The sequence below is a fragment of the Pseudomonas sp. DC3200b2 genome (genome assembly GCF_049895785.1).
GTDB lineage: Bacteria > Pseudomonadota > Gammaproteobacteria > Pseudomonadales > Pseudomonadaceae > Aquipseudomonas > Aquipseudomonas massiliensis.
This window is the reverse complement of record NZ_JAFCTA010000001.1, coordinates 960,540-975,950: the sequence shown is the minus strand read 5'-3', so window position 1 is coordinate 975,950 and position 15,411 is coordinate 960,540. Positions and strand designations below refer to the sequence as shown.

The window sequence follows — 15,411 nt, the reverse complement described above, 5'->3', positions numbered from 1 at the left end:
TATAGGAAAGCTCATGCGTAAATTTCTCGCAGACTGGCTTGTTCTGCCAATATGGCGGTTGTTGGATCGACTTACGCCTAAGCGATCCAACAGTTGGGCGTTCGTCGTACATCATTTGAAATCTGACCAATTCGTGGAGAATTCCCGCGCCGTATTCGAAGCGGTGAAATCGGACACTTCCATCGAGAAAGTCATCCTCACCCGCGGGGTGAAGCCGACCTTCGAACTTCACGGCCACGTCAATACCCAAGTGGTCGATCTGCAGTCGTTCGCAGGACTAAGAGCATTGCAACGTTGTGGGGTTCTGTTCGTAACCCATTCGGTCACGATGGACCTATCGATGCGCTGGCCCCCGCGCCAGTTCAGCGTTGTCAAACCGAGCCTCAGGAGACGGATCATCGTCAATCTGTGGCATGGAATTCCCTTAAAGAAACTGCTTGCCTTGGCCAACGATCAGGTTAGGGCTCATACCGACCGTATGAGCTTTCGGCGCAAAGAGCGCGCTCACTACGCAGGCTTGATCAGCTCTTCAGCAATGGATAGCCATGCCATGGCGGCCATGTTCCATCCTTTGCGGTACGATCAAATGTGGGTGACGGGCCTGCCCCGTACAGATTTTCTCTGCCAATCGGTGGAACGCCTGCCAGCCTATCTACGCGATGGCCTGGGCCGCATCCAGGGGATAAAGAAAGGCCGACGGATGATCTTGTACGCGCCCACCTATCGTCAGACTAAAGTCAGCGGGGCGAGCTACTATCATTTCCGCCAGGCCGAGGTCGATGCGCTTCGCGCCTTGCTTGACCGACACGACGCGGTATTGGGTTTGCGTCTTCACTATTTCAAAAATTCCCAGGATCTTTTTAATTTCGCCAGTATGATAGACGGTGATCGAATCATTGAATTGGATCACGATCAGTTTCCCGATATCGCCTGTGTGCTCAGGGAAGCCGACTTGGTGGTCACGGACTATTCAAGTGTTTTTGTGGACGCTTTATTTCTTGAAAGGCCGGTATTCAGCTTCGCTTACGACTATGACCACTACCGTCATGAACAAGACGGCCTGCTCTATGACATGGACATTGTCTTCCCCGGCCCACTCGTACAAACTTCAGAGGCGCTGGTTGCCGCGTTGGACCGAGAGCTTGAAACCCCGCGTCAGGTGGCCAGCGACCGCTACGTAGTCGCTCGCAAAGTGTTCTTCGACCATTTTGATGACCTGAATACCGCGCGCGTAATCCATAATGTCAAAGCGCTGGTCGACCATTAACTTCGGCTGAGAGCGAGGCGAGGCGCAATGCCTTCGCCTCGCCCCGATCAATCCACGGCACTATCGAGCGGCCTCCAGGCGCTCAGCCAAGAGTTTGCGCCGTCGCCCTCTAGCAAGCCGCGCGCCATCACTGTCTCGTGCAGTCGGCTAGCGCAATCCTGTCGATAGAGCGGATCATCAAGTAGCTGGCGAAGCGCGTTGGCAAGATCCTTAACGGTATGGGCCGCGGTGATCACTGGCCAGGCTGAGGGTTGACTGCTTATTACGGCAGAGCCACAGGCACCATGTTCCAATACTCGGTGCTCTGACGTGGCCAGGCTACTGAAAGAAGCCATGGGGGCAATAATGGCCACATCCAGTTCGAGTTTTGCCAAACAGTATGGATAGCGGTGCGCTTCCACTGATGGGTGAAATTCCTTGACGTCTTCCCGCAGGCTTTCCGGCAACTTGCCGTAGAACACCCATTCCACGTCGCGGAAAGTCGACAGCAGTTGGGAAACGATTGAAAGATCGACTGCCCCGTCATCGACACATACGCATCCAACACGTGTCACCTGCCGGTTCGATCTGGCTATGGGCAAATCGCGCCATTCAGTAGGTGGCAACAGGCTAGGGATGACTTCAATAACCGAATGCATACCTTCGACCCGCTTGGCTTGGTCCGGCGTAGCGACCAGTACCCTATCAAAGTCAGCCAGTTCGAGGTGTAAGTTGGCTGACTCGATAGCTTGATCGCTTGCGTACGAAAGATCGCAGACTGTGCAAGGACTCAGTTCTGTCTTCAGCTTGTGAAGGCTGGCACCGATAGCGGCCATACCATAGGTCAAAACGATCGTCCCAGGCATCAAACGCAGCCATTCACTCTCAAGCGGTTGGGCTTCAACCAAGCCGCCCTCCAACCTGCCGGCCATGCGCAGGGTCTCCAGAGGCTTGGAGATGCGGTAATCGTGCTCACCCGGCTGGCCTTTGGCGACAACCACTGGCAAGCCCGCAAAACTCATTGGACGCCACAGTACCTGTGGATCCTTGTCGAAATCGAATCCGTTTCCACGCAGGGCGTAGAGTTGACTGCCGCTCGGGTCTTTACCTAACGAGCCGCCCCATTGCGCATACATAGCCCAGACATCCGCTTCACAATTCTCATGGAACCGGCGTACCGGCTCGGTCAAAGCCACCCAGGCGCGGGGGGTCCAGAGATTGAGATAGCCTGCCCAATGCAGCTTGAGAGACAAATCCACATCGGCCCATCGCTGGGTAAATCGGAGCTCGTCAAAGCCGCCAACCTGTTTGAACTTGAGCTTGGATATCACGAGACAATCACGAGAGAAGCCAATCACGTTTCGCTGTGCCTGGATATATTCCAGCGGCACAGTGTCCTGACGATACAGCGCGGTCTCAGCCGGCCCTTCTAACCCCAAGCGAACACCAGCATCCTTGAAGCGCTCACCTCGCTCTACCCGCCGAGCCGTAACGGCGCCAATTTCAGGGCGCATCGCCTGGTCAATCATCAAATTCAGCCACTGCTCCTCTACCACGACACAGGCCGGGTCAAGAAAAGCAATGTAATCGTCGTTGCAAGCTTCGACGGCACCGTTCATTGCACTATTGGTACTCAAGAGTTCAGCACTACGCAGCGAAAGCACCTTACCCTGAGCCTGTTCTTCGAGCTCCTCCATCCAGCCCAACAAAGAGGGGGACGTATCTTGCGTCTCGACCAGCAGCACGTGGAAAGGGTCGTATTTCGTGTTCATCAATACGCTGGCGACACAGCGCTTCATGTTATCCAATGGTTCCCGGACGGGGATGATCAGCGCGACTGAAGGGGTCTCTTGAGCATAATCGATATCATAATGGCGTGCTGTGGATTCGATCACGCGCGCGTTGACATACCCTCGCCGGGCCAAGTGTGCGGACAAGGCACGACGCTCATCCGGCTGCGTTTCGAGCGTTTCGGCCCGACGGAGCGTCAACGGCTCGCTGATATGACCAAAGCCTTGCTGGCCGGCTTCGATAAGTCTAAGTATAAGATCCAGCTCGAAAGCCCCCGGGTAGGCATTATCAAACCCGTCGACAGCCAGAAGAGCATCCCGGCGGAAGAGCCAATGACCTGCCATGCCTGCCGGCACACTTAGTAATTGGTCGAAATTGAAGTTACTCCTCAATACAGGCCAGAGGCCCCCACGGGTATCGACGTAAACTTCATCACAGAATATGCCCGGACACGCCGGATTTCCGAGCAGCTCCAAAAGCGCGACGCTAAGCGCATCGCGATTGAACTGCACGCCTGCATCCATATGGATTAGCCAGTCGAATGAGACCTCGGAGATCAGCTGGTTGATGTGACCGACACGCTCGTCGAGATTGCTACTCACCCAATAGAGCCCTCGCTCTACCTGGCCTGACCCTACTCCAGGACGCGTTGATAACACCACCACAGTAGCATTACTCAACAAGGGCGCTTGACGATCCAAGGCTGTCAACGTACGAAAAAGAGCCGACTCTTCGTTTTTCATATCGCTGATGAGGATCAGCAGGGCGGGCCCGCCGCCTTGTGATCGCACATGGTTGTCAATAAGCGCCCTTCTGACCGGCCCGAGTTGTCGCTTGTCCAGCCAGCTCATGAAGTCTGGTTGCGCAAACCCCGGCAATACGCTGTGGAGCCATGCAGCTAAATCATAGGCAGGCCCAGATTCAGCTGATTCATTAAGCGCCAGGGGAGAAGTGCGTACATGGGTATTTTGAGCTGAAGGTCGCACCCAACCCAGCTCGCTCAAAAGGCGACGGAAGAGCTTGTGGAAGGCCGCAGGCCCAGTAGAGTCATTCCTGCCGCCTTCGCTCGACTGCTGAGATGAAACCCGGTAGAGCGTCAAGGTCTCATTCAGCATGGCGATATCTCCCTGCCGCATAAGTTTGACGTAGATCGCCAAGTCTCCTAACCAGCTGATGTGTTGGTCATCCAAGCCAAATATGCTGTCTCCAAATGCGATCAGATCGGCTCGCCTGCAAAGAACCGATGTCGGTTCGCCAATGAAGTTGAAGGTGTATTCTCCGAGAAACGACGTAAAGTCCTGACCATGCACCCGCATGCTTTCAGCGAAAGGGAATCGGGTGGCATAGGTATCAGGTAGTGGTGAGTCGTGCTCATCGATCAACTGCCGCCTTGCGGTGACCAGGCTCAAGCCAGGGTAACCTTCAAGAATCTCGACTTGCCGGCTGATGCAATTGGGCTTAAGAAGGTCGTCATCGTATAGGAACTTGATGTACTTTCCGCGTGCCCGCCGTACGCAACTGGTAACGTTGGGTGCTTCTCTAAGCTGTACATCATTGCGCGCATAATTGATCGGCCACGGGCTTTCAGGCTCGAGCCGCTTGACGATCTCGCCAATAGCGTTTGTAGGGCAATCGTCGCCGATGACAATCTCAACTGCGGGATAATCCTGGGCAAATGCGCTTTGCAACGCCGCTTCGAAAAACGTGGCTTTGTAGGCAGGAATTACAATACTTACCAGTGCCGAAGGTCCCATTTGGGCTCCCGTTTATTCAGTTTGATCGGTAGACGGTGAGGTCAATCAGGCGTCCAGGCGTCCAGCCAGCGCCCGAGCGCGGGACCGTGCAACATGAAGTCCCGGTGGATGGCCTTACGCAGCGCCAGGCCTTGGGCGGCGCTGGCGACAGGGTCGGCCAGGTGCGAGCGAATCGCGGCTATCCACTCCTCGGTGCCGTTGCTGCTGACCAAGGTCACCGGCAGGCTGCCGCGGTAGCTGCGGGTTTCGGTGCACACCACCGGGAAGCCGCAGGCGCCGTATTCCAGCAAACGCAGGTTGCTCTTGCAGTCGTTGAAGATGTGCTGTTCCAAGGGAGCGATGGCCAGGTCCAGATCGAGGCTGGCCAGCTTGGCCGGGTAGTCCTCCAGAGGCACTGAGCCGTGGTATTCGTGCACATAGGGGCGCAACTCTTCCGGGCACATGCCGAAGAACACCCAGTGCACCTCATTGGCCAATGCCTTGACCACGTCCTTGATCAACAACAGGTCGCCGGTGTGACTGGTTCCGCCGCCCCAGCCCACCCGCGGCTTGGCTTCGCCCCGCCGCTTGCCTTGCAGATGAGCCCAGCGCTGCGGCGGCAGCATATTAGGCACGACCCGAATGTCATCGATCATGTCAGCCATGACTTCGGCAAGCGTCTGGGTGGATACCACCAAGCGGTCGCACAGGCCCACGCCGTGGCGTAGAGAGGACTGGATATCCTTGGCCAGGAAACGCTTGTGTTCGTTAGCGCCTGGTACGTCCAGCAGGTAATCGTCCAGTTCGTACACCCTGAACGCCGGGCTGTAACGCTTGAAGGACTCGATCCCTTCGGCGGCGCGCAGGCTGTAGCGACCCTGGAAGATTACCGAGTCCGGCTGGATGCGGCCCATTTCGGCGAGCGAGGGTACGCCGTGGTACACCAGGCCTGTGGCCAGGCCGGCACGCTCGACCTCGTGGAACGGCTGTATCAAGCGGTAATGCCCCACTGCGCCAGGGTTGATCGGCAAGCACAGCAGATGTGGGCGCAGCCGCGATTCGAATGGCTGCCAGGCGCCATGCAGGCCTGCTTCCAGGCCGAAGCTCGAGCCGCCGAGGGTCAGGTTAGGGTTGTAGGCTGGGTCCTTGACCAAGCGGGGCATCCACCGCTGGTAGGCTTCAGCCATGGCCCGATCGTAACCGGGCCGCAGTTGCGCCGTGTTGTCCGGGGCGGAGCGATAGCCCAGCACGGCATCAGGTGTCCACACGGTCAAGCTGCCGGCATCGGCGACGCGCAGGCAGAACTCAACGTCCGGACAATGCTCGCCCAGTACATCCGTGATCAGCCCGCCCAATGCTTCGAAGAGGCTGCGTCGAACCAGCATGCAATGCTGGCTGACCGCCGTGTAGTTCTGCGGCACGACCAGACGCTGCAGATACCCTCTGGCGGTGGGAGCCTCGCCCAGGAAGGGTGAACCGGCAATTCCACGCAGGCCCAGGATCAGCCCTGCGTGTTCCACACGACCGTCGGGCCCTAGCAGCTTGGCGCCAGTGATACCGACCTCGGGCCTTTGGCCGATGGCCAAGAGTTCATCGAGCCAGGCCCCCTCGATGATGCGACAGTCAGCGCTGAGCGTGAGCAGGTATTCGCCTCGCGCCTGCCGGGCCAGGCCGTTGTAGCGCTGGCCGCGCACTTGCCCATCGGCCTGCTCGACCACGCCAATCCTGCCTTGAGCGATGCTCTGCAAGGCTTGCAGCCAGTCCTGTGTGGCCTGGGAGGCCGAGGTTTCCACCCCGATCAGCACCTCATAATGTTCGTACTGGGTTTTTTCCAGCAGGCTGTCGAGGCAGGCCTGCAGCCGGGCCGTGTCGTCCGATGCCAGGATCAGAACGCTTACCAGAGGCCGGGTTTCGTGCACATAGCGCACACGGAGGAAATCGCCGACCTGCGCGGCCCGCCATTCGAAGGCCTGGCCAAGGCGCGCCAGGTGGCCGGCCAGTGAATAGTTATGCCCTTGAGCGACGCTGCCAAGGGCCAGCCACCCGGCATAGGGCGAGGCTTTCGCATGCAGCAGTACGTCCGGCACATGCTGGATGGAGCCCAGCCCGTATTGTTCGGCCATGCGCAATACCAGGTCCGCCGCGGCCGCTTCGCCCGCTCCGCCGTCCAGGCCGCCAGCATCGGCAAAGCCCTGTCGGGAAAAGGCAACCGCCCGCCCCATGTAGGGGTAGGCACGAGCCAGGTCCAGGTTGAAGTCGGGCTTGAAGACAGGCTCGGGTTGCGGCAGATCCGCGCCACGGTCTTCGTCGCTGTAACAGGCCTGGATACCCTCCTTCGTGGCGATGCGCTCGGCCAGTTGCAACAGGGCGTGAGGGGCCAGGGTGTCGCCGGCTTCGAGCAGATAGAACCAATCAAAACCCTCAAGCTGCACCAGCAATTCGTTCAATTGACTGGCCCAGTCCGCCTGCAAGGGGGCGTAGACGTGAGCGCCCTTCTGTTCCAGCTCAGCCTGAACGCTGGACAACACCAGGCAGCCACAGGCGCCGTAACTCTGTGCCTCGATGCTGGACAGGGTAACGTCCAGCTCCGCCTGATCGCCTCGGGCAAACACCACCGGCATGATCTGCGGCTGAAAAGGCCAACTGGCGATACGCTCGGGCAACAGCGCGCGCCCGCCTTCGGTGAAATCACGACTGGCCAGCCACTGTTGGTACATCTCGGAAAACGTACGGGCGCTACTGCCGATCCGAGCATCCTGGGTCAGGGTCTGGATATGCAGCAGACGCGTAAGCGGCAGCTCTGTGTAGTCACGCTCGGCTTCCGGGATGGGGGGTGTAGTCAGGCTCCACACCCTGACCGACCCCGGCCAGGGTGCCCGCTCGCCACTGAGTTGGCCGATCAACCGGACCACCACCGCTTGTTCCAGCCCATGCCGTGCGGTGACGTCTACCCCTCGGTAGCGCAGGGGCTCTAGACGCTCGGCGCAGAGTGTCTGAGCGATCACCGCGAGATGGCCGTGACGCAGCACGCTGACATAGAGCGCCAGGTCGAAATCGACCTGCAATTCGCTTTCGGCATCGACCAGGGCAGGCACTACGCGCTTGAGGTAATTTCGACGCAGCAGTGTCGCGCTCAAGCTACCAATGAAGTTGATGGGCCAGGCTTCAAAGAACGCCAGCAGGTCACCGCCCTTGAGCAAGGAGTCATCGGTGAACAATGAGAAGTTTTCTACCCGCACGGGTAGCAACACGCCGTCGGGGTCTGCGAACCAGCGTAGGGCCGAGCACATGCCGGCGTCCGGATAGGCGTCGAGCACCTGGGCCTGACGCGCCACCAGGGTCGGCAACAGCCAGTCCTCGCTGTGCAGGAATTTGACGTAGACACCCTTGGCCTGATCAAGCGCCCATTGCACATCGGCAGGATAGCGCAAGGGTTTGGCATGCGCGTGGTAACGCAGGGAAACCGTCGACGTGGCCTGGGCCTCCTTCACCAGCCGGGCCACCTCCGGGTCGCCCGAGCTGTCACTGACGATCACCTCCAGGGCCGGGTAGTTCTGCCCAAGGGCGCTGTGAAGCGCGCGGTAGAAATGGGTAGCGTCCTGGACCAGGACGGCGATGGAAACCAGCGGTGTCGATGTCATGTAGAAACTCGCCTGATGGCCGCTTCAGCCTGCGGGCGGCCAGAAAAATGACGGCAACGGTGTACTGAGCAGAGCTGTGCAAAAGGGGTGCCGGAAAACCGCCGAAAACGACAAAGCCGCCAGCACCGTCCTATCAAGCATAGGCAGTGCTGGCGGCTTTGTAGACTCCAGCCAGCGATGCTGGCGTCCAGGCCGATGTTACAGGCGATCGAACAGGTTCAGCTGCGAGATCTTGGAGAAGGACAACTGCGCAGCCTGCAGCATGGTCTGCTGAAGAGTGAGCTGGGTGGTCGCTTCGGCCAGGTCCGTATCGCCGATCTGCGACTGGGTCGTCGCGTTGGCGGTTTTCAGGCTGGTGATCTGCTCGCTCTGGATCTCCAGGGCGTTTTCCCGGGCACCGATGGAACCACGGGTGACGTCGATGCGGTTGTTGGCCGATTGCAGGTTACCCAGGGCCGACTCGAGCGAGTTGCGCAGCTTGAGCTGGGCTGCCGAGTCGTTGACGGTGGGCGTGTTCAGGGCCACTTCCAGCTGGTTCAGGGTATCGAGCACGTTCTGCGTGCTGTGCGTGTTGGCGCTTACGGTGAACTGATCGTTGGCCGAGGGCGTACCGCTGACGTTGAAGGTCACCCCGGCGGTGGTCAGGGAGCCGCCACCGCTGTAGGTGCCGCTGGTCACCGGCTTGCTGCTGTCGGTCAAGGGCTGCGCGAACACCTGGTAGTCGGTGGCGCTGGTGAACTTGATCACCGCCCCGTTGGTGGGGAAACCGGCGGTATAGGCAGCCGAGTCCGTCACCGCGCCCGCGGTCATCTGCGCGGTGGAGGTGTTGCTGGCCAGGCGGTTGGCGGTCACCGTGTCCGGGCTGGTGGTCAGGCTGAAGGTGCGGCCCGCCAGGACGGTGTCGGCGTTCTCGCCCTTGGCCACGTTGGTGTTCACGTTGAAGGTCACGCCATACAGGCTGATGCTGTCGCCACCTTCCTTGTCGAAGTCGTAGCTGCCCTTGCCCGCGGTCTGCGCGGTCACGTCGTTGCCATTGGCGTCGGTGACGGTGTACTGGCTGGAGCTGGCGAAGGTCAGCGTGAACGGCTGGCCAGGAGCGAAGCTCTTGTTGTAGTCGGTCAGCGAGGTCATCTGCCCATTGGACACCGACAGCTTGCCGTCTACCGTGGCAAGCGAGGTCTGCTGGGTGGTGGTACGGCTGGTATTGGTGGCCAGATCGAAGATGTTGAAGCCGGTGTCATTGGTAGCCACCGTCAGGGTGTCGGACACCTGCAGGCTGAGCTGAGTCTCGTCGCCTTGATAGGTATAGGTGCCATCGCTGTTGAGCGTGTACGGCTGGGTCGTGGTCTTGGAACCCGAGAACAGGTACTGGCCGTTGGCGTCCTTGGTGTTGAGCAGGCCGTAGACGGTTTCCTTGATCTGGCCGATTTCGCTGGCGATGGACTTGCGGTCGTCATCGGTCAGCGCGCCGTTACCGGCTTCGGTGGCCAGTTCCTGGGCGCGCTGCAGCGCGGTGGTGATATTGCTCAACACGCTTTCTTCCGAGGACAGCGAGTTGGTGGCGCTGGTGATGTTGCCTTTGTACTGATCGAGCACGGCGCTCTGCTGGCGCAATTGCAGCAGCTTGGAGGCCCCGACAGGGTCGTCCGACGCGGTCTGGATGCGCTCGCCGGAACTGATCTGGTCCTGGGTCTTGGCGGTGGCCGCGAAGTTCTTGGTGTAGGCGCTGGTGCTGTTGGCGAAATACTGTCCGGTGGAGATACGCATGTCGTGGCCTCCTTACAGGGCGTTGAGCAGGGTAGAGAAAACTTCCTGCGCAGTCTTGATGATCTGCGAGGACGCCGTGTAGTACTGCTGGAACTTGACCAGGTCGGCGGCTTCTTCGTCGAGGTTCACCCCGGCGACCGAGTCCCGGCTGGCGGTGGCCGAGGTCAGCACGGCCGCCGTGGCGGTGGCGTCGCTGCTGGCCTGGGCGGCCTTGGCGCCGACGTCTTCCACCAGCTTGGCATAGGCACCGGTCATGCTGACGCCGGTGCCGGTGGAGGCGCCCACGGTCTTGGCGTTCTGCAGGTTCACCACCGCGGTGGCGTTGCGGTTGTCCGAGGCGCCGTTGCTGTTGAAGGCCACGGTATAGCTATCGCTGGCCGCCGGCGAACCGCTGACGTTCATCTGGAAACTGGCGGTCATGGCATTGCCGTCGGCATCGAGCATGGCATTGCCATTATCGTCGAGCATCGGTACGGTCACGCTCAGGGTGTTGGTCTGGTTGGGCACGATGGTGCCCGTACCGATGCTGGCACCGCTGGCGTTGTAAACGGTGTAGCCCTGGCTGCCATTGCTGGCGCTGCCGAACACCAGCTTCACCGGCAAGCCGTTTTCGATACCGCTCTGGGCCTTGGCCAGGGCGGCGCTGTCGTAGACGTCCAGCTTGGTCGTCAGCGTCGGCTGGGTGACGCTGCCAGTGCCGCTGTTGCCCGAGCTGCTGGTGGCGGCGAGCGGGCCGGCGAAGGCCAGCTTGGACACATCCGTCATGACGGTCGTGATCTGGCTGGCGCCGTTGCGGGTAGGCGTCACGGTAAAGCTGTCACCGGCGCTCAGGCTGTTGCCGTTGAGTGCCAGGGTGAAACCGTCGATGCTCGGCGCCGGGTCTTCGTCCAGGGTATGGCTACCCATGGCGGTGCCGTCCGAGCGAGTGACGGTGTAAGTATTGGCATCGGTGAACTTCACCGCGTAGTTGTACGCCGTCAGCGCGCTGCTGTCGGTGATGGTGACGTCCAGGTTGCCCGAGCCGGCGCTGTTGCTGGCGCTGGCCTGGCTGCGGCTGCTGACGGCGGCGGTGCTGTTGATGCTGGAGAACAGGCTGCTGCCGAAGTCGCCATTGGCATCCAGGCCCTGGCCGAGCTGCTGGTTGATCGAGTCGCTCACCACCATGGCCAGGCGGCCCAATTCGTTCTGGGCAGGCTGCAATACTTCGCTGCGATAGCGCAGCAGGCCGCCGATCTGGCCACCACTGACCACCGAAGTCACCTCGGTGCTATAGCTGGCATAGTTGACGGTCAGGCCGTAGGTGGTCGGATCGCTGGCGCTGGGCTGGGCGGTCAGGGTGTTGGACGAGGTGCCGGACACCAGCGCTTGGCCACTGCCCAGGTACACATCGTACTGGCCGTCGCGCTGTTGCACGGTCACGCCCACCAGTTCGTTGAGCTGGCGCACGGCTTCGTCGCGGGCATCCATGAGGCTGTTCGGGGTGCCGTTGCCGGCCATCGAGACAATCTGCTGGTTGAGCGATGCGATGGACTTGCTCAGGGTGTTGACCTGCTCCGAGAGCGTAGTCAGCTGGCTGTTCACGTCGGTATTGGACGACGAAATCTGCGACGCGATGGTGTTGAAGCGATTGCTCAGGGTCGAGGCAGCGGTCACCAGCAGCTGGCGCGAAGCGGTGTCGCTGGGCGACGCCGCCGCGGTTTGCAGCGAGGTGAAGAAATCCGACAACACCGAGGTGACCCCGGTGGCCTTGTCCGACAGCAGGGAGTCCAGCGTGGCGGCGTTGGTCGACAGGGTGCTGGCTTCGGCGTCCAGAGCGGTACTGCTCGCAACCTGGTTCTGCAGGTAGGAGCTGTAGATCCGACGAACTTCGGCCAGGGTCGTGCCCGTGCCCACGTAGCCGGCGCCACCGATGCTCTGCAGCGCGCCCGCGCTGGACACCGTGGACTGCCGAGAGTAACCGGCAGTGGCCACGTTGGAGATGTTGTTACTGGTCGTGGTCAGCGCGGCCTGGCTGGTGGACAGCCCCGACAGACCGATGTTGATCAGATTCGCCATGGTTCAAACCTTATAAAGTCGTGGAAGAGCCGTTCGACGCGTAGTTCCCGTAGCTCTCGAGCTGCTTGGCGATGCCTGCGATCTTGCTCGCGTAACGCGGGTCGGTCGCATAACCTGCCTTCTGCAGCTCTTTGACAAACTGTGCCGGGTTATCGGCAGACTTCACCACTTCTTGATAGCGGTCGTTGTTCTGCAGCAGATTGATCAGGTCGTGGAAGCTGTCGGCGAAGGAATCGTAGGCGCGGAACTGCGCCGACTCCTTGACCACCTGACCGTTCTCGTATTCGGCGGTGACCGCGCGGGCGGTCTCCCCTTTCCAACTGGAGCCGGCCTTGATGTTGAACAGGTTGTAGCTGGTGCTGCCGTCGCTCTGACGCAGCACCGACTTGCCCCAGCCGGTTTCCAGCGCGGCCTGGGCCACCAGAACCTTCGGGTCTACGCCAATACGCGCGGCGGCCTCTTCAGCCATGGGCAGCATGGTAGCCACGAACTCTTCACGCGATGCGAAGGCAGCCTTGCCCGGGGCCAGCGGCACCTGGGTCAAGGTACGGGCAGTGACCGGGGTCGCCTTGGTGGCGCTGGCGTAGTCGGTGGTCCAGTCGCCATAGGCACCGGCGGCCTCGCCCTTGCCGGCCTGAGCGGCGTTGGCACTGGCCACGGCGGAAGCGACGCCGCTCGGCGCGGTGGCCGGTACGTTGATACGGTTGTTGGCAACCGGCGGGTGCAGCAGGTTCGCCTGGGGCGCCTGACCACGGACCAGGGTATTGCGGTCGGTGGCTTCGGTGGCGCTCGGCACGATGCCCGCCAGCAGCCGGTCGACGGACTTGCTCGGCAAGGCCAGGCGACGCTGGTTGAGCATTGCCATGTCATTGTGGGCAGAAGCCGTGGCCGCCTGCGCATCGGCGCTGCCGTTGCGCACGGCGCCCAGGGCGTGCTGATTGCCTTCAGGGCGGGCGAAGGGGTTGCCGCCCGGGCGGGCGACGTCCTTGCTCTTGGACAGCTGACGCATGAGCACGTCTTGCAGGCCGATGCCGTTACCCTGGTGGGACAGGCTCACCGCCAGCTGCTGGTCATACATCTCCTGGTACTGCTTGACCGAATCGGAATTCATGAGGCTGTCCTTGCTCAGGGACTGGTTGGCCGAGCGCATGGACTTGAGCATTTCACCCACGAACACCGATTCGAACTCCTGGGCGACCTTGCGCAAGTTGGCCTCGCTGTCGCGATTGCCAACCTTGAGCGCGTTCAAGCGGTTCAGGTCGGTGTAGGCGCCAGAATCAGCGCCTTTCGAAACTCCACCAGAAGGCATGTCCATGCTGCGTCACCTCAGATTACGATCAGGTCGGCTTGCAAGGCACCGGCCTGCTTCAAGGCTTCAAGGATCGCCATCAGGTCACTGGGCGCGGCGCCAACCTGGTTGACGGCACGCACGATCTCGTCAAGCGTGGTTCCGGGGCCGAACTTGAACATGGGCTTGGCTTCCTGTTCGGCATTGACCTTCGAGCGTGGAACGACGGCGGTCTGGCCATTGGACAAGGGTCCGGGCTGGCTGACGATCGGGTCTTCGGTGATCGTCACTGTCAAACTGCCGTGAGTCACTGCCGCTGGCGTAACCTTGACGTTCTGGCCGATCACGATGGTGCCGGTCCGAGAATTGATGATCACCTTGGCCATGGCCTGGCCCGGGTCTATTTCAAGGTTTTCCAGTACGGACAGGTAGTCCACACGCTGGTTGGGATCAAGCGGCGCGGTCACCCGAACCGATCCCCCGTCCACTGCATTTGCAACTCCCGCGCCAAGTAGCTCGTTGACCTTGTCGACGATGTGCTTGGCGGTGGTAAAGTCCGGCCGATTAAGGTTCAGGGTCAGGAAGTTGCCCTGATCGAAGCCGCTCGGCACGGAACGCTCTACCGTTGCGCCGCCAGGAATCCGACCTGCCGAAGGCACGTTCACGGTGATTTTCGAACCGTCCTTGCCTTCAGCGTCAAAACCACCCACCACCAGGTTGCCCTGGGCGATGGCGTAGACGTTGCCATCGATACCCTTGAGCGGGGTCATCAGCAGGCTGCCGCCACGCAGGCTCTTGGAGTTACCGATGGACGACACCGTGATGTCGATGGTCTGGCCGGGCTTGGCGAAGGCTGGCAGATCCGCATGAATGGACACCGCCGCCACGTTTTTCAGCTGGGCCGAGCTCGTGCCCGCGGGCACCTTGATACCGAACTGGGCGAGCATGTTGTTGAACGTCTGGATGGTGAACGGCGTCTGGGTGGTCTGGTCACCCGTGCCGCTCAGACCCACCACCAGGCCGTAGCCGATCAGCTGGTTGCTACGAACGCCCTGGATACTGGCGATGTCCTTGAGACGTTCGGCATGGGCGCCGAACGCGGTCAGGAACAACAGGGATGCCGCCACCAACTGCTTGAAGTTCAACATGGTCATACGCACTCAGAAAGGAAAGTACGGGCTAGAGAAGAACCGATCCAACCACCCGGGCTGGCTGGCCTCGGCAAAGGAGCCGGTGCCTGAGTAGGTGATGCGCGCGTCGGCCACTCGGGTCGACGACACTGTATTGTCGGTCGCTATGTCGTCTGCACGAATCAGGCCAGCTATGCGTACCAGTTCCTGACCGGTATTGAGGGTCAGCCACTTCTCGCCTCGAACCGAAATGATCCCGTTGGGCAGCACGTCGGCCACGGTCACGGTGATCGAGCCGGTCAGGCTGTTGCCCTGGGCCGCCTTGGCGTCGCCGTTGGTGGTACGGTCGCCGCTGTAGCCGGCGTCCAGGCTCAGGTCACCCCCACCGAGTGGGTTGTTGGTGGTGCCGCTGCCGCCGAACAGCGAGGTCAGGCCAATGCTGTTGCTGCTGCTCTTGGTCACCTTGGAGTTGGCGCTCTTGCTGGCCGAAGTTTTCTCGGCCAGGGTAATGGTGATGATGTCGCCCACCCGGAACGCCTTGCGGTCGGTGTACAGGTTCTGGTCGAAACCGGCCTGGTAGATCGAGCCGTTGTTGGCGGCCGCCGGCAGCGGAGTGCGTGGCAGCACCGGAGCGTAGTACGGATCGTTCGGCTTCGGGGGTGGCGCCATGCAGCCACCCAGGAACGCGGCTCCGGTCAACAACAGCACAGCAGACAGACGACGATTCATGACTCCAACCTCACGGTGTAACTGATCCTTC

At 60.8% G+C, this 15,411-nt stretch carries 8 protein-coding genes; 1 reads left to right on the top strand and 7 read right to left on the bottom strand.

Translation table 11 applies throughout. The features are described from left to right. The first annotated feature begins 13 nt into the window (after positions 1-13). Positions 14-1,267: a CDP-glycerol glycerophosphotransferase family protein gene (locus ACP691_RS04695; RefSeq protein WP_426153763.1), complete on the top strand. Its 1,254-nt coding sequence runs from the start codon at positions 14-16 to the stop codon at positions 1,265-1,267. A 47-nt stretch (positions 1,268-1,314) separates the two neighbouring features. Here the strand turns inward: ACP691_RS04695 and ACP691_RS04690 are convergent, their stop codons facing one another. The 7 genes from ACP691_RS04690 to flgH form a co-directional block, all read right to left on the bottom strand. Further along, complete coding sequence (locus ACP691_RS04690) at positions 1,315-4,791, bottom strand: glycosyltransferase (protein ID WP_426153765.1); 3,477 nt, start codon at positions 4,789-4,791, stop codon at positions 1,315-1,317. A 41-nt stretch (positions 4,792-4,832) separates the two neighbouring features. Then, on the bottom strand, positions 4,833-8,411 hold the full coding sequence (locus ACP691_RS04685) for a glycosyltransferase (RefSeq protein ID WP_426153767.1): 3,579 nt from the start codon (positions 8,409-8,411) through the stop codon (positions 4,833-4,835). Positions 8,412-8,609: 198 nt separating this feature from the next. Beyond that, positions 8,610-10,178 (bottom strand): flagellar hook-associated protein 3, encoded by a 1,569-nt coding sequence (locus ACP691_RS04680; RefSeq protein WP_426153769.1) that lies wholly within the window; start codon positions 10,176-10,178, stop codon positions 8,610-8,612. 12 nt (positions 10,179-10,190) lie between these two features. Further along, the gene (gene flgK / locus ACP691_RS04675; protein WP_426153771.1) at positions 10,191-12,233 is read right to left on the bottom strand and encodes a flagellar hook-associated protein FlgK; all 2,043 of its coding nucleotides are present in this window, start codon (positions 12,231-12,233) and stop codon (positions 10,191-10,193) included. 10 nt (positions 12,234-12,243) lie between these two features. Then, a complete protein-coding gene (flgJ, locus tag ACP691_RS04670) occupies positions 12,244-13,548 on the bottom strand; it encodes a flagellar assembly peptidoglycan hydrolase FlgJ (protein ID WP_426153773.1) in 1,305 nt (434 codons plus the stop codon). Positions 13,549-13,559: 11 nt separating this feature from the next. Then, positions 13,560-14,669, bottom strand: a complete 1,110-nt coding sequence (locus ACP691_RS04665; RefSeq protein ID WP_426153899.1) for a flagellar basal body P-ring protein FlgI — start codon at positions 14,667-14,669, stop codon at positions 13,560-13,562. Positions 14,670-14,681: 12 nt separating this feature from the next. Further along, positions 14,682-15,380 (bottom strand): flagellar basal body L-ring protein FlgH, encoded by a 699-nt coding sequence (gene flgH / locus ACP691_RS04660; protein ID WP_040262294.1) that lies wholly within the window; start codon positions 15,378-15,380, stop codon positions 14,682-14,684. Positions 15,381-15,411: the final 31 nt, after the last annotated feature.